The organism is Serratia sp. 506_PEND (genome assembly GCF_001076875.1).
Classification (GTDB): Bacteria; Pseudomonadota; Gammaproteobacteria; order Enterobacterales; family Enterobacteriaceae; genus Serratia; species Serratia marcescens.
In genome coordinates, this window is record NZ_JVEL01000193.1 from 1 (window position 1) to 14,961 (window position 14,961).

At 55.2% G+C, this 14,961-nt stretch carries 19 protein-coding genes and 1 pseudogene; 12 read left to right on the plus strand and 8 right to left on the minus strand.

What is annotated here, in order from left to right; genetic code table 11:
- On the minus strand, positions 1–959 hold a 959-nt coding region (locus ADK28_RS04650; RefSeq protein ID WP_048795026.1), incomplete at its 3' end, for a PLP-dependent aminotransferase family protein.
- Between the two features lie 170 nt (positions 960–1,129).
- On the opposite strand from ADK28_RS04650, the gene ADK28_RS04655 reads away from it, so the two are divergent.
- The 3 genes from ADK28_RS04655 (at position 1,130) to ADK28_RS04665 (ending at position 2,563) form a co-directional block, all read left to right on the plus strand.
- Positions 1,130–1,585, plus strand: a complete 456-nt coding sequence (locus ADK28_RS04655) for a carboxymuconolactone decarboxylase family protein (protein ID WP_033640296.1) — start codon at positions 1,130–1,132, stop codon at positions 1,583–1,585.
- A 75-nt stretch (positions 1,586–1,660) separates the two neighbouring features.
- Positions 1,661–2,098, plus strand: a complete 438-nt coding sequence (locus ADK28_RS04660) for a cupin domain-containing protein (RefSeq protein WP_065426207.1) — start codon at positions 1,661–1,663, stop codon at positions 2,096–2,098.
- Between the two features lie 3 nt (positions 2,099–2,101).
- On the plus strand, positions 2,102–2,563 hold the full coding sequence (locus ADK28_RS04665; RefSeq protein WP_048795019.1) for a carboxymuconolactone decarboxylase family protein: 462 nt from the start codon (positions 2,102–2,104) through the stop codon (positions 2,561–2,563).
- Positions 2,564–2,577: 14 nt separating this feature from the next.
- Here ADK28_RS04665 and ADK28_RS04670 read toward each other — a convergent pair whose 3' ends face one another.
- The gene (locus ADK28_RS04670) at positions 2,578–3,375 is read right to left on the minus strand and encodes an SDR family NAD(P)-dependent oxidoreductase (protein ID WP_016927707.1); all 798 of its coding nucleotides are present in this window, start codon (positions 3,373–3,375) and stop codon (positions 2,578–2,580) included.
- Positions 3,376–3,488: 113 nt separating this feature from the next.
- On the opposite strand from ADK28_RS04670, the gene ADK28_RS04675 reads away from it, so the two are divergent.
- Positions 3,489–4,424: a GlxA family transcriptional regulator gene (locus ADK28_RS04675; protein WP_033640301.1), complete on the plus strand. Its 936-nt coding sequence runs from the start codon at positions 3,489–3,491 to the stop codon at positions 4,422–4,424.
- Between the two features lie 220 nt (positions 4,425–4,644).
- Here ADK28_RS04675 and ADK28_RS04680 read toward each other — a convergent pair whose 3' ends face one another.
- Positions 4,645–5,022: a VOC family protein gene (locus ADK28_RS04680; protein WP_016927710.1), complete on the minus strand. Its 378-nt coding sequence runs from the start codon at positions 5,020–5,022 to the stop codon at positions 4,645–4,647.
- A gap of 339 nt (positions 5,023–5,361) precedes the next feature.
- On the opposite strand from ADK28_RS04680, the gene ADK28_RS29750 reads away from it, so the two are divergent.
- Positions 5,362–5,754: a GrpB family protein gene (locus ADK28_RS29750; RefSeq protein WP_075202036.1), complete on the plus strand. Its 393-nt coding sequence runs from the start codon at positions 5,362–5,364 to the stop codon at positions 5,752–5,754.
- A 150-nt stretch (positions 5,755–5,904) separates the two neighbouring features.
- On the opposite strand, the gene ADK28_RS04690 is transcribed toward ADK28_RS29750, so the two are convergent.
- Positions 5,905–6,285 (minus strand): DUF4440 domain-containing protein, encoded by a 381-nt coding sequence (locus tag ADK28_RS04690; protein ID WP_033641413.1) that lies wholly within the window; start codon positions 6,283–6,285, stop codon positions 5,905–5,907.
- Between the two features lie 315 nt (positions 6,286–6,600).
- Here ADK28_RS04690 and ADK28_RS31290 point away from each other — a divergent pair, with 315 nt between their 5' ends.
- Entirely contained in the window at positions 6,601–6,798 is a 198-nt protein-coding gene (locus ADK28_RS31290; RefSeq protein ID WP_152929624.1) for a hypothetical protein, read from the plus strand.
- Positions 6,799–6,832: 34 nt separating this feature from the next.
- Here the strand turns inward: ADK28_RS31290 and ADK28_RS04695 are convergent, their stop codons facing one another.
- On the minus strand, positions 6,833–7,855 hold the full coding sequence (locus ADK28_RS04695; protein ID WP_048795021.1) for a LacI family DNA-binding transcriptional regulator: 1,023 nt from the start codon (positions 7,853–7,855) through the stop codon (positions 6,833–6,835).
- 317 nt (positions 7,856–8,172) lie between these two features.
- On the opposite strand from ADK28_RS04695, the pseudogene ADK28_RS04700 reads away from it, so the two are divergent.
- From ADK28_RS04700 to ADK28_RS04710, 3 genes and pseudogenes are all read left to right on the plus strand, one after another.
- Positions 8,173–9,098: pseudogene (locus ADK28_RS04700) on the plus strand (substrate-binding domain-containing protein).
- A 67-nt stretch (positions 9,099–9,165) separates the two neighbouring features.
- Positions 9,166–10,341, plus strand: coding sequence for a Gfo/Idh/MocA family protein (locus ADK28_RS04705; protein WP_033640308.1), 1,176 nt, complete (start codon positions 9,166–9,168; stop codon positions 10,339–10,341).
- 10 nt (positions 10,342–10,351) lie between these two features.
- Entirely contained in the window at positions 10,352–11,293 is a 942-nt protein-coding gene (locus ADK28_RS04710) for a sugar phosphate isomerase/epimerase family protein (RefSeq protein ID WP_048795022.1), read from the plus strand.
- Between the two features lie 43 nt (positions 11,294–11,336).
- On the opposite strand, the gene ADK28_RS04715 is transcribed toward ADK28_RS04710, so the two are convergent.
- Positions 11,337–12,422, minus strand: coding sequence for an NAD(P)-dependent alcohol dehydrogenase (locus ADK28_RS04715; RefSeq protein ID WP_048795023.1), 1,086 nt, complete (start codon positions 12,420–12,422; stop codon positions 11,337–11,339).
- 293 nt (positions 12,423–12,715) lie between these two features.
- On the opposite strand from ADK28_RS04715, the gene ADK28_RS29755 reads away from it, so the two are divergent.
- Complete coding sequence (locus tag ADK28_RS29755; RefSeq protein WP_072009664.1) at positions 12,716–13,129, plus strand: energy transducer TonB; 414 nt, start codon at positions 12,716–12,718, stop codon at positions 13,127–13,129.
- Between the two features lie 30 nt (positions 13,130–13,159).
- Here the strand turns inward: ADK28_RS29755 and ADK28_RS04720 are convergent, their stop codons facing one another.
- Entirely contained in the window at positions 13,160–13,474 is a 315-nt protein-coding gene (locus ADK28_RS04720) for an ArsR/SmtB family transcription factor (protein ID WP_016927717.1), read from the minus strand.
- A 191-nt stretch (positions 13,475–13,665) separates the two neighbouring features.
- Here ADK28_RS04720 and ADK28_RS04725 point away from each other — a divergent pair, with 191 nt between their 5' ends.
- Entirely contained in the window at positions 13,666–14,082 is a 417-nt protein-coding gene (locus tag ADK28_RS04725; RefSeq protein WP_232065837.1) for an MAPEG family protein, read from the plus strand.
- Positions 14,079–14,456, plus strand: coding sequence for a thioredoxin family protein (locus ADK28_RS04730; RefSeq protein ID WP_048795024.1), 378 nt, complete (start codon positions 14,079–14,081; stop codon positions 14,454–14,456). The genes ADK28_RS04725 and ADK28_RS04730 overlap by 4 nt, the downstream gene beginning before the upstream one ends.
- Here the strand turns inward: ADK28_RS04730 and ADK28_RS04735 are convergent.
- A partial coding sequence (locus tag ADK28_RS04735) for a phospholipase D-like domain-containing protein (protein ID WP_048795025.1) occupies positions 14,416–14,961 on the minus strand: 546 nt, incomplete at its 5' end. The genes ADK28_RS04730 and ADK28_RS04735 overlap by 41 nt on opposite strands.

Here is a 14,961-nt window from a genome sequence, read left to right on the forward strand (position 1 = left end):
GGGCTAATGGTTTTACTGAATGATCCAATATGGATAACCCGACCATAAATATCCTGTGACGCCAGCGCTGGCGCCGCGCGGCGATTAAGCTGCAACTCCCCCAGATAGTCATCCTCGATGATCCAGCGGCCATTTTGGTGGGCCCACTCAATTAAACGGTGGCGCCGTTCCAATGATAATGCCATCCCCAGGGGCGCTTGCTGCCCGGGGGTGACCAGCGCGATTGCCGCGTCAGGCGCGTGATGGATGCCATATTCTATATCCATCCCTTCGGAATCGACCCGCACAGGTACCGTGGCCAGGCCCGCAAGGCTCAAGGCTTTTCTTGCCGGCGGAAAGCCAGGATTTTCCACCCAGGCTTTGTGCCCGCGTAAAGACAGCGCGTGCAGTATGAGGCCAAGTCCTCCGGTGAATCCGGCAGTCACGAAAACTTGAGAAGGATGGCATTTGATTCCTCTGGAAAGGGTGAGCTGACCGGCGATTTCGCGGCGCAATTCGCTTTCCCCTCTGGGGTCGCCATAGCATTGTCTGGACTGCACGGCGTGACGGGCTGACGCCGCAAAAAGGCGTGAAAAGAGGGGGACGGGAAAGACATCGCCGGCAGGGATCCCCATCTGAAAATCGCCTGTAGGAAAGAGAAAATCCTGAAACAATTCTGAAGTGGGTACGGATTCAGGCACCTTTTTCGCCGTCCTGCCCGGCGGTAGATTATCCACGACGCAGGTTCCACGAGAGCGGGACATCACGACAAGTTGCTCATCGGATAACCGTTCATAGGCGGTCTTAACCGTGCCGCGAGAGATACCCAATTGTATGGCAAGGTCAATCCATGAAGGGAGCCTTGTGCCTGGCGCAAGAACACCGCTCTCAATGGCTTCGGTGATCCCCTGGCGGATCTGCTCGGCGATGGATATCCGTGCGTTACGGTCAATCGTCAGCGCCAGAGTGGGTCTGTTCATATATCGCTCCATTAATCAGCAGGTGTACTTGAAATAGCAGAGGCATCTCTGGTCAGCATGTTTTAGCCATCCCGGATGCGTGGTACAGCAAAATCTTCGTTTTTTGGTTCTTTTAAGTGTAAATCCAGCTGTTATGCTTGACTCAGTTTCAACGATAAAGGAAATAAAAAATGAGTCAACGCATTGATTATACTAAAACTTCTCCGGCAGGGGTTAAAGCGCTCGGTGGTGTTTATGCCTACGTCGCGCAATGTGGCCTGGAGAATACGCTCGTGGAACTGGTTAATTTGCGCGTCAGCCAAATTAACGGCTGCGCTTATTGCCTGGATATGCACACACGCGATCTCCTGAAGAAAGGTCTCAGCCCCGTCAAACTTGCTTTGGTGCAAGTTTGGGAGGAAGCCGGAGAGGTCTTTACCGCGCGTGAAAAGGCGGCGCTGTCCTGGGCCGAGACCGTCACCCGGGTTTCTGAAACGCATGTTCCGGATGAAGCCTTTGCGGCGGCATCTGCCGTTTTCGAAGATAAGGAACTGGCGGATTTGACGATGGCGATAGGCTTAATCAACGCCTATAACCGTCTGGCTATCAGTTTCCGCAATGTACCGCAGGAAGCGCAAAAACCCTGATATTGCGTGTTGTGACGTGGCGATCGCGCGGCGTCACACCTGCAAGCTTAACAACTCCAGTCAGGAGCCCGTCATATGATAAGCAGAAATCCATTTTTATCCGCAGTAGCCGCTGTCGGAATGATCTTCTCAACAACCGTTTTGGCGCAGGGCGCTGAACCACAGGGGCAAGGCGAGACGGTTAAACCGAATTTTTCGCATGCGATCCCCAACATTCCGGGTAAATCGCTTACTGCCGTCGAAGTCCTTTATCCTGCGGGCGCTGCATCGGCATCTCATACGCATGCTCCTTCTTCATTTATCTACGCCTATGTCGTGGAAGGCGAGATTATCAGTCAGGTCGAAGGTCAACCTGAACGGACTTATCGGGCAGGCGAAAGCTGGTATGAAGATCCTGGCGCGCACCATGTTGTCAGCCGTAACGCCAGCAAAACCAAACCGGCGAAACTACTGGCGGTATTTGTCGTGGACACCAAAGATACTCAGCTCACCACGCCAGACAGTAAGCCGTAGTAAATGGGCGTCCGAATTGATTACACCCGGACGTCTTCCGCTGGCGTCCAGGCATTCAGCGCCATTGACCATTACCTCTGTCATTGCGGTTTGGACGAGCGACTGCGCGATCTCATTAATTTACGCGTCAGCCAGATTAACGGCTGCGCGTATTGCACTGATTTGCATACGCGTATGTTGATGAAAGAGGGCGTCGGCGCTGAGAAACTGGCGGCGCTCCAGGGATGGGTCTGTACCGAAGGCATTTTTTCTTTAAAGGAGCGCGCGGCGTTAGCCTGGGCTGAATATATGACGCTCATTGCCCCTTCATCAAACCGGCGTGAACGCGCGCCAGATTTGCGGCGCTATTTCAGCGACGAAGAGGTATGTGACCTTACGCTGGCTATCAGTCTCATCAACGCCTACAACCGCCTGGCGATAAGCTTTCGTAATATCCCTCAGGCGGTTTTGGAACATCAGACGTAATGAATGGACGTGCCTTAACGGCGATAACGCGGGGCCGGCTGCGCAGTGCTGAGATGCTGGCTCATGGTACGGCGAGCGGCCTCCCAGGCATTCCATTCTTCACCGTCCTGCAATGGCGGGATGGTCACCGTTTCACCGGCATCTAAACCTGCCAGCGCGGCATCGACCATCTCCTCGCTTTTCATGACCCATGATTGCGGCAGATTTTCATGGCCGCCTACGCCTGGCACATTCCAGAACGCGGTCGCCGTCGCGCCGGGTAAAACGGCCTGAACGCGAATCCCTTTATCCCCGAGCTCGTGCTGCAGAGAGTGGCTGAACGCCAGCACAAAGGCTTTGCTTGCGCCATAAATCCCATTCAGGGTTTCCGGGCTAATCGCGACGATAGACGCGATATTAATGATTGTTCCCGTTCCGCGAGCGAGCATTGCCGGTGCAGCCGCATAAGTTAAACGCATCAGCGCGGTGACGTTGAGGTTAATCATCGCTTCCATTTCATCAACATTCGAATCCAGAAGCGGCGTTACGGCGCCAAAACCGGCATTATTCACCAGCATAGTCAGTGACGTTTCATTACGCAGTAGCTCTTCCACATGGCGTAGTTCCTGCGGGTTACCGAGGTCCGCGCCGATAATACGGACCTGACGATGATGAGTATCGCGGATCCGTTGGGCAACCTGTTCCAGACGGTCAGTATTGCGCGCCACAAGGATCAGATCGTAGCCGCGTTTAGCGAGTCTGTCGGCATAGAGTGCGCCGATGCCGCTTGAAGCGCCGGTCACCAGGGCGGTGCCATTTGATGATGTGCTCATGTTTTTCTCCAGGGTGGTTATTTTCAATGATGAGCACAATAACACTCGCATTTTATGTCTTAAATGTCATATAAACGCCTTTTTATGACATTGGATTATGATGGGTCCGCTATATGCGCAGAGTCGGTTTTATCCTCACACCCGGTTATTCGCCGATGGGCTTTGCGGTTATTACCGCGTTTGAAGTCGCCAATATGGTGTTGCCGGAACCGGTCTATGACATTCATTTGCTTTCGGAAAATGGCGGCGCGTTACGCACATCCGCGGGCTTCGATGTGGTGACGGAAGCCTTTACTGAAACGCATTACGATGTTTTGCTGTTTGGCGCCAGTATGGAAAAGGCGACACCCGATACCATCGCGTTCGTGCGCCGCGCCGCGCCATTCGCCCGTCGGGTCGCAGCAGCGTGTATTGGGACGTTTTTGCTTGCGGAAGCCGGAATGCTGGACGGACATCGCGCCACCACGCACTGGATGTATGCCCGGGAACTCAAGCAGCGCTACCCGAAGATACAGGTTGAAGAAGACCGGATATTTGTCTGCGATGGTCCGTACTGGACATCAGCAGGGATGACAGCGGCTATCGACCTCGCTCTGGCGTTGATCGAAAGTGATTTGGGCCCCGATATCACCCGGTCTATAGCGCGAAAACTGGTGCTTTACCATCGCCGCACGGGTGGGCAATCGCAGTACTCGTCACTACTGGAGCTGGAACCGAAAACCGATCGCATTCAGAAGGTGCTGACCTATGCGCGCCGCAATCTGGACCGTCGTCTAAATATTGAAGAACTGGCCGACGTGGCGAATCTGTCGCCTCGTCAATTCAGCCGTATCTTTCAGGCGGAAACCGGACAGTCGCCGGCAAGGGCCGTTGAGTATCTGCGGCTGGAATCGGCGCGGGCGATGTTAGAGGAGAGCAACAGTTCGCTGGATGAGATCGCCAGGCAAACAGGATTTATCGACAGAGAACGTATGCGGCGCGCTTTTATTCGTACGATTGGGCAGCCGCCGCAAGTTATTCGTCGTCAGGTACGCCATACTGAAGGCTGAGGGACTTCAGATATAAGGAGAGTAGGGAAGAGCAGCGTCAATGACATCAGCCTACAGAATATTTTACTCCGCGATGGGGCTGCCAAAGTAACGGATCGCCATCCGCTTTACTGGAAATATGAAGAATGGCGGCCAGAACAGGGTTAGCGAGCATCACAATGTTATGTTAAATAGAGTGTGTGAGGTCATAATTAACAGACTGTTTTAACTAGAAAAATCATTAGTCCATCGGGTTGTGGCAAACCGCCTCGATATTGTGGCCATCCGGGGCGATCACAAATGCCGCATAGTAATGGGCATGGTAATTGGGCCGCAAACCGGGCGCGCCATTGTCTTTGCCGCCGGCGTTTAGCGCGGCGTGGTAGAACGCATCGACCTGCTCACGGCTGCTTGCGGCAAATGCCAGGTGCAGATGCGCCGGCTTTTCATCGGTCTGAAACAGGCATAATGACACATTACCCCGTTCGGGACACAACTCAATGCCATAGCCGGGGTCGCCTTCGGCAACGATTTTTACGCCCAGTGGCGCCAGCGCATTGAGGAAAAACGCTTTGCTGAGGGCAAAGTCGCTGACGCCAAATTTCACATGATCAAACATGGGGAGGCTCCTGGAGCGAGGAGGAATGTTCCCATTCAGTATAGCCAACGCCGAGGTGCGTGCCGAAAGCGATCAAACGCGCGCCAATGCGCATTTAGCGTGCAAATACTGCCCGCTTAAGTGACGCGTTTGGGTGAAATCTGCAGTATCTTAGCCGCCACGTTTTATCAGATTTCACGTAGCGCGATCAAAAAAAGCAGGGGATTTCTGGCCAATACCGGCAGGTAGGCGCCATAGAAACCATGCCCGGTCATCATTATTGGGGCAGGAAATGACAGAGCGCATACTGGCCGGCATGTTAACGGCAATTCATCAGCAGGAGCTGCCGCGATTGATATCTTGTTAGAAGTTGAAAGCCTGGCGGCGTTGGATGGTTTGAATGACAGGATGCATGATATGAGATCTACGCCGCGCGGCGAGAACGGCATAGCCGGCAGGCGTTACTACATCAAGGAAAACGGCAATCATGCATTTACTGCAGGAAGTGAACAGGCGATCCGACATTTGGCGTTCAGAGATTATCTGCGCAAGCATCATGATGTTGCTCAGCAATATGCGGCAATCAAACGTCAGGCAGCAGAAGACAGCCGGCAAAACCCGGCGGCTTATGGCCGGTTGAAAAACGAATTTGTTCAGCGGCATGAGCAGTTGGCGCTGCGCTGGCCTGGTTGGCCGCAGGAGAAACCCCAAGTAGTCAGGCCTGGACGGCAGAATCCACATATCACCACTTAGGTGCGCATAATGTATATTATGTTAAATTGAAATACTGAATACGCACCGGGATTAGCCCTGCACATCATCTCTCGCCTCACCTTCAACGTTATCATTCCGACATTCCATTTTCCCGCCAGGCTTACTGTCACTCGCCGCTTTTAAACGCAATCAATCATCAGTCGGCGTACCTTGATGAAATCGCATCTGCCAACCCTCTTTATCTTTCAGGAGCCAAATCGATGAGCGCTCAGTGCAACGAACGGCGCGGCCCTGTGCGTCACGCTGAAAACTTTTATACGTCAGCAACACGGCGCCTTCGCTGATTTGCGCCAGCTTAAAAGCTTCGGCGACAATCTGCGGATAATCCGTTTCCATCTCCAGCGCCGCAACGGTCTGGCGCTTGTCATAGCGCAGCCCTGAACGACCAATCTCTTCAAAGTCTTCATGCAACAATGCCGCGACACGTTTCGGATCGCAGCGCGTCGTTGGCTGGTGCAGTTCAACCTCAAGCGCCTGAATTTGGCTAAGCCACTCTGCAAAATGGGTCAACATGCCCTCCTTTTTGATCGCGCTACGTGAAATCTGGAGACAAGAAACTCACACAGGGGTTCAGATTTAAGCGGATGTGATTCCTGTCGTAACGGTTGAAAATCAAACCGGATATTGCTTATTTTAAACCATTACTATAAATTACACGCAATATCAATTTTTTGGCGAATGGAATCATGCCCGATCGGTCATTACTCTTTTTTTATGGTTTAGTCTTTGCTGCAGTAATTTATTTCATTGTGAAATTCAGGAAGGACAGGCGTTAATGCGTTTGATAGCCAACCTGAGTTTGGCAAAAAATTCACCGTGCGAACGTTGTCTAAACGCGCTATTACATTCGTTCCGGAAGTAATTCCTGATGAAATCAATGATGACACTGAACTATTCGGCCAACTGGTAATATTTTGTGAAATGTCTGAAAAAAATCAGATTATGGTGGAAAATTATCTTGAGGCCATAAAAAATAGCTCTGCTACACCCTGGCTTATCTCTGTGCCAGATGAAACTCCATAATTTTAGCATGGCGGAAATATTATCCGCCATGAACTCAATCAGCGATCTGAATTCCCTCTTGCTTCACATGCGACCGCCGAACCCGCAATTCTCCGTGCCGCCAGGCGCCGTCTGCCGTGGCGCGATTGTCGATCAGGCGATTCAAGGCCTCTTCGACCAGCCGGTCAATACGTTGGCTGTAGCTGGTCAGCGCCCAGTTGGCTGAGCCGGCCTCGTCGATATCGTCGAAACCCACCACGGCCATCGCGGACGACGGCGCCACTTGCCTGAGCGCTTCGAGCGCCCCCAGCGCCAGCACGTCGTTCTCGCAGAACAGCGCTTCAAGCCGCTCGCTTTCCGGCGTTGCCTGCAGGTATTCACTCATCAGTTGGAAACCGCGCTGGCGATCGTAGTGGCCGGCGGTGAGCACCCGATCCAGCTGAAAGCCGGCGGCCATCAGTTTGTCGCGGTAGCCTTCCATGCGCAGCAAATGGCTGCTTTGCGTATCCGGCCCCTTCATGTAGCCAAAGCGCCGATGACCTTGCTCTATCAGCAGCGTGGCGATCTCTTCGCCGGCGCGGTAACCGTCTATGTTTACCACATCAATGTGTTCGCTTTCCGTATTGCGGCACACCTGCACCAGCGGGATCTGATGCAGATCTTGCGCGATCGCCGCCCACTCTTTGGTTAACACCGTCGCCAGGAACAGAATGCCATCGACCTGCAGCTGATCGGCCATCGCCATCACCGCCCGGTAGTTTTCCCCCGCGGTGATGTTCAGCAGCAGCGCCATATAACCGCGAGTTTGCAGCTGTTTGGTGACCATATCGAGCATCATCATCGAATGCGGGTTCTTCATCTCGTCGATGGCTACGCCAATGATGTGCGTGCGTTTTTGCGACAGGCTGCGCGCCAGCAGGTTTGGCCGATAGCCCAGCTCGGCGGCCGCCGCCAATACGCTTTCACGCGCGTTGTCCGAGATCGACGCACCGGGCGTAAAGGCGCGCGATACCGTCCATTTAGAGACGCCGGCCTTTTCGGCGACGTCGCTGGCGGTGGCTTTGTGGTGTTTTATCATGGTTGCGTCGATCCCTGCTTCGGTGAAGTCACACTATACCCTGCTCGCTCAGATCCCCTAAGCGCCTGTCGGCATACCTGCTGCGATTATGTCCCGTTTTTGCACTCGATTGCAATTTGTTGTGCAACCGGGTGCAAGCCGTAAAGAGTTTGTGATCGTCCGCGCTGTTTTCACCTTTCCCCTGTTGACCAAATTTTCTTCATGGCCGACATTCACGGTGGCATTCAGAGACTCATCGCGGTTTTTTCTTCTGATTTGCACCCGGTTGCAAAAGAACTGTTTTTACCTAACACCTCTCTTCTCAACAGGATACCGTAATGAAAAAAACCAGACTGTTGTTGATGTTAGCCTGCTCGCTGTTTGTCATGACCGCTCAGGCCAAGAGCTATCAGGTCGGCGTGGCGCTGGCCAATTTCGATCTCAACTTCGTCTCCATCCTGCGCAGCCAAATGGCGCGTGAACTGGCTGCGCAGCAGCTGCAAGGCCAGTTCGTCGATGCCAAAGGCGATGTCGCCCTGCAGGTGCAGCAGGTAGACGATCTGATTAATCAGGGCGTGGACGCCATTATCCTCAACCCGGTCGATACGCAAGGCGTCCAGCCGATGATAGCGGCCGCCAAACGCGCCGCTATCCCCCTTATCTTCGTCAACCGCAAACCCGAAGTGCCGCTGAGCGGCGCGACGGCCTACGTCGGCTCCGACTCGGCGCTCAGCGGCCGCCTGCAGATGGAGGCCCTGGCGAAAAAAATGAATTACCGCGGCAACGTGGCGATCCTGATGGGCGCCCTCTCCAACGAAGAAACCCGCGAGCGCACCCGCGCGGTGGAAGCGGTGATCGCCAAACACAAAGAGCTGAAAGTGGTAGAGAGAAACAGACTGCGAAATGGCAACGCAATGAAGCGGTCGACGTGGTCTCCGGCTGGTTGCTGAACGGCGTACCGATCGATGCGATCGCCGCCAACAACGATGAGATGGCCATCGGCGCGATCATGGCGCTGAAGCAGGCCAAAAAGAACGGCGTACGGGTTGCCGGTATCGACGGCACGCCCGACGGCCTGCAATTTATCAAAAACGGCGACCTGGCGGTGACTATTTTCCAGGATGCCAAAGCCCAGGCGATCGGCGCGGTGCAAGTGACCCGAGCGATGTTGGATCACGCCAAAACCGAGTCTTACAACTGGGTGCCTTATGCCACCGTGACGCGAGAAAACTACCCGCAATTTGCGCAGATGAACCAAAAATAAACCGTTGCCACTCTCTTTTTCAACCCGCTTTGCACCCGAGTGCAAAGCCACAGTGTCAGGAGTCAGCATGTTAAATGGTGAAAGAAGCATCCCTCGCCCGCTGCGTTGGGCGATGATCGGCGGCGGCCGCCTCAGTCAGGTGGGCTACAAGCACCGTTCCGGCGCACTGCGCGACAATACCGCCTATCGGCTGGTTGCCGGCGCTTTTGATATCGACGCGGCGCGCGGGCGTGAGTTTGGCGTCAATCTCGGCGTGCCCGCCGAACGCTGCTATGACGACTATCAGCAGTTGCTGAAACAAGAGGCCAACCGCGAAGATGGCGTTGAGGTGGTGACCATCGCCACCCCTAACGGCACCCATTATGAAATCACGCGCGCCGCGCTGAATGCCGGCCTGCATGTCATCTGCGAAAAACCGCTGTTCTTCACTACGGCGGAGGCAAGAGAAATCAAGGCGCTGGCGGCGGAGAAAGGCCTGATCGTCGGCGTAACCTACGGCTTCTCCGGGCATCCGCTGCTGATGCAGATGCGCGCCATGATCGCGAACGGCGACATCGGCGAAATACGCATGGTCGAATTGCAGTACACCCATGGCTTCAACGCCAACGAAAGCGCGGACACGTTCGAGGCGCAAAAGTGGCGCGTCGATCCGAAAATCGCCGGCCCCTCCTTTGTGCTGGGCGACATTTCCACCCACACCTTCTACATCTCACAGCTGGTCATGCCCGACATGAAAATTGCCTCCCTGCTGTGCGATCGCCAGAGCTTTATCCCTTCCCGCGCCCCGCTGGAAGACAATGCCATGGTGCTGATGCACTACGAAAACGGCGCCGTCGGGCGCATGTGGGCCTCCGCCATCAATGCGGGCGCGATGGACAGCCAAAGCATTCGCGTGGTGGGCTCACGCGCCAGCCTGCAATGGAGCGATTCCACGCCCGGCGAATTGCGCTATGAGATCCAGGGGCGGCCCAACCAAACGCTGCACCACGGCATGCCCTATCTGGACGACAGCGCGCTGGCAGAAGAGCGGCTCGGCGCGCTGCATACCGAAGGGCTAGCCGAATCCTGGGCCAATATTTACCTCAAGTTCGCCATCGCCATCAGCGCCAGTCAGCGCGGCGATCGGCAGACGCTGGCCGCGCTGATCTATCCGGATATCGATGCCGGATTGGAAGGCGTGCGCTGGATTGAAAACTGCGTTCGTTCCGCCGACAACGGCGCCACCTGGGTTAATTACCAATAAGGAAAGCACCATGAAACTTTCGTTCTGTACCGACAGCCTGGGCCATTTACCCTTCGAGCCGATGCTGGATCGGCTGCTGGAGCTGGGGGTGCGCGGCGTGGAGATGACCACCGGCGGTTGGTCCCCGGCGCCCCATCTGGATACCGAGGAACTGCTGGCCAACCCCGCCAAACGCCGGCAGCTGCAGCAAGCGCTGGCCAGCCGCGGCATGGAGATCGCCGCGCTCAATGTCTCCGGCAATCCGCTCGATCCGGGCGAGCTGGGGCAGCGCCATCTGCGCCAAACCGACAATACGCTGGAGCTGGCCGGCCTGCTGGGGGTGAAGAAAATCGTCATGATGAGCGGCCTGCCGCCGGCCAGCCCGCATGACACCATCCCCAACTGGATCACCTATACCGTCAGCTGGCCGCCGACGGTGAAAAACTGTCTGGACTATCAATGGAATGAGGTGGCGATCCCCTATTGGCAGGCGCTGGTCGCCCGAGCCAAAGCGTGCGGCGTCGAGCGCTTTGCGCTGGAAAACTTCAGCGCCATGCTGGTGTGGAACCCGGAAACGCTGTTCCGGTTGCGCGAAGCCGTTGGCCCGATGGTGGGCCTGAACCTCGATCCCAGCCATTTGATCTGGATGGGCGCGGATCCCATCGCGGTCGCTCGCGCCCTTGGCCCCGCCATTCACCATGTACACGGCAAAGACGTTCGCCTGGAACGCGGTGTCGTCGAAGTTAACGGACTGCTGGAAACCAAACCGATCGACGAGGTGGCCGGCCGCGCCTGGAACTATGTCGCCGTCGGCTGCGGCCGGGATCTGCAGTGGTGGAAGGAATTCTTCTCGGTGGTGCGCATGATGGGCTACAACGACTGGGTGTCGTTGGAAATGGAAGATTTGACCATGTCGGTCGATGCCGGCATCGTCTCTTCCGTTCAGGCGCTACAGCAGACGATCAGCCAATAACACCCTGCGCGGCGGCCACGGCCGCTGCGCAGAGTTCATCACGTTACGGGGTTATCGCCAACTTAATCACGCCATCGCGCTTTTCGGAGAACAGGTGGTAAGCCTCGGCAATATTCTCCAGTTGAAAACGATGCGTCACGAACGGCGTGAGATCCAAACCGCCATGCTGGATCACGTTCATCATTCTGCGCATCCGTTCCTTGCCGCCGGGGCACAGAGCCGACCGAATCGTATGATCGCCAAGCCCATAGGCAAACGCCTCGACAGGCAATTGAATATCGTCGCTATAGACGCCAAGGCTGGACAATGTGCCACCGGGTTTTAAGACTCGCAGCGCCTGATTAAAGGTGGCCTGCGTCCCCAAACACTCGATGCTGGCATCCACGCCGCGCCCTGCCGTAATCTTGAATATTTCATCAATCACATCGGTTTCCTTGTAATTCAACAAGACGTTTGCCCCCATTTTTCCCGCCATCATCAGCTTTTCGGGAGAGCTGCTGATGGCAATAATCAGGCTGGCGCCCCGCAGGCGAGCCCCCGCGGTGGCACATAAGCCGATCGGGCCCTGGGCGAAAATGGCTACCGTATCGCCAATGTTAATGTTGGCATTTTCTGCCCCTTTGAAACCGGTAGACATCACATCCGGGCACATCAGCACCTGTTCATCCGTCAGACCGTCGGGGATGAGCGCCAGATTAGCTTCCGCATCAGGCACCAAGACATATTCAGCCTGAGTGCCGTCGATAACGTTGCCGAAGCGCCAACCCGCCGTGGCTTTATAGCCATGGCAGCGGCATTCGGGTAAATAGGAACCGTCCTGCGCGGGAAAGCCGTCCTGACATGAATAGGAGGTAAAAGAGGGGCAAATAGCCCCAGCCAATGCCCGCTGCCCCTCTTGAAAGCCTTTAACATTGCTTCCCAACTTTTCAATAATGCCGACCGGCTCATGGCCAATGGTCAACCTACGCGGCACCGTGTATTCCCCCTTGAGGATATGAATATCCGTGCCGCAGATTGTCGTCGTGGTTATTTTGAGCAAGGCATCGTTGGGGCCAGGGGAAGGAATAGGTTTTTCAATGAGTTCTATTCGCCCCTTTTCGATAAAGGCGGCGGCTTTCATCATGCGCATGGCGGAATATCCTTTGGTTTCTGCCGAAGTGGCTACAGAAAAGAATAATCCAATCGGTCATTTTTTCCGATTTTACTGCCTTGGGAAATAATTAAAAACGCCAGTAATCTTTATCGGTAAATAATATAAAAAATATAATTCAATAAAATAAAATCCAATAAATTCTGCTTTATCACTCTGCCGAAAAACACGGCCGATTTATATCGACAGACGCTGCATCATTTCTCTTTCCAAATACTCTACGCTCAGCGAAAATATACGTTATCTGATTGATAAGTCATGCAGGAAATGCCATGTCACGACTCCCCCTCCTCCCGCTGAGCCTGGCACTTGCCGGCTGCGTGCCAATGCAGCCTGATGGCTGTGAAAAAGCCAGTGCGGTGAATGATTGCGTTTATGCCTGGCGTGCAGGCAGCGATGTTCCAACGGCAAAGCAACCGCCTAACCTGGGATGCGACGGACAAGTTTTTTATGAGCGGCCACACTATTCCGCCTCTGCGAAGGCAGAAAAACGCGAAGGCGAAGTGAGCGCAACGTTTGATGTTGATGATAAGGGTAAAGCCAGAAATATCGTGCTGACGGGCACCCCAGAGTTCTATCGCGACACCAAAAGCGCCATCGCACGCAGCTGCTGGACACCGGGCCGTGTTCATGAAACGGCGTTGTTTACTTTTAAACTCTCTGGTGATGCAGATGCCAACCGATAAGCGAATCTCGGCCGGCGATCAACGCCCTGTTCACTTCGGCGCGTAAATCTCTCTGAGCGTGGCGATCACTTTCGCCACGTTTGGGTCATCGATGCGGTAAAACAGGGTTTGCGCTTCGCGTCGGTACGTTACCAGACCTTCATTGCGCATTTTCGCCAGATGCTGCGACAGCGCCGATTGGCTGAGCGGCACCAACTGTTGTAGCTCCCCCACGGCAATCTCATCGTGTTTCAATAGCAGGCAAAGCACCAGCAAGCGGTGTTCATTGCCTATCGCTTTCAACAGCCTGGCGGCTTCAACCGCTCCGTCGATCAAAAAGGGATCCTGCTTAGCTTTTGCATTCATGGTCAATCACCGCCCCGTCATCATTCAGCCGCATTATAGCGGCTTTCAGGCGCTGGCACAGCATTACATTAGCATTTATTAAATTAGGTATTGCTAATTTACTCAATCCTAATATAACCTTGTGTTCAAGCCGATTGGCTCTCCCTGAGGCCGCCGGCCTTCCCCTACACAAGTGAGAATGCGTTATGAATATGCCAACCCTGGTGCTGCTGGCGTTTGCCGGCTGGACATTATTGATTCTATTCGGCACCGTCGGCGTTTATCGCTGGTCCAGAATTTTAACCGGCCGCGCCACGGTCAGCGAATGGCAAGCGAACAAACCGCAGGGCAGCGATGGCTACCAGCGCGCCATTGCGGCGCATCGCAACTGCATTGAGAATTTGCCGGTTTATACGGCCCTCGTTGTGGCGATAGCCGTATTTCAGGTGGAAAGCACCACGCTGAATGTCTTGTCTCTGGTCCTGCTCGGCGCGCGCATGGCGCAGAGCCTGGTTCACATCGGTTTCGAGCAGACGGAAAACGTCGCCACCTGGCGCTTCGCTTTCTTTTTCACACAAATCGTCACGATGTTTTGGATGGGGATGGAGATCGTCAGGAGCCTGCCATGACGATCACGAACCTGGCGGAGCCCCATGAGGTGACCCGTTTCCTCTATGACGCAGACAAACCCGAGGGGCAGCGGGTCATCCTCTACTTTTCCGCATCCTGGTGCCGCCCCTGCCAGAATATGCAGGGGATCGTTGAACAGCTGCACCGTCACGCCAACGAGATCGCCTTCGGCCGCATTGACGTCGCGCAGGCGCCGACGCTCGCCCCTGCATTCGGCATCAAATCCGTGCCCTCCCTCGCCCTGTTTGAGGATGCGCGCCTCATCGCAATCATCGCGGGCGAGGTTCCCTTGCAACGGTTGACTCAACGGGTGGCGGCGGCATTCGCCGCCGTTACAACATCCACTCGATCGGCAGCCAGCCGGCCACGGTGAGAACGATGCGTTTTACCCAGCCGGCGCCGGGCTCTTGTTGATGCACCTCGGTGTGGCCGTCTTCGAAGGCTTCGTTCCACACCATTTTGCCCTTGGGCGTCAATGTCGGCCGATAGGCGGCATACTCGAGCGGGCCATCAAACAGTTGACGGGTGTCGGCCGCCAACGTCGGGCTGTCGATCAAGAATCCCATTTCGCAGTTCAGGTGCGCCGAGCGCGGATCGAAATTGAACGAACCGATAAACACCCGCTTATCGTCGATGGCGAAGGTTTTCGCGTGCAGCGCCGCGCCGGACAACCCTAGCGGTTTAAGCTCCTTGCGCCCCGTCGGTTGGCCGGCGCGCAATTTCAACTCGAACAGCTCCACGCCCGCCTGCAGCAGCTCACGTCGGTATTTGGCATAGCCCGCATGCACCACCAGCACGTCGGTGGTGTTCATCGCGTTGGTCAGCACGCGGATGGACTTCCCCTGTTTGGCAAGCGATTCAAAAAAGCTTGCCCCTTC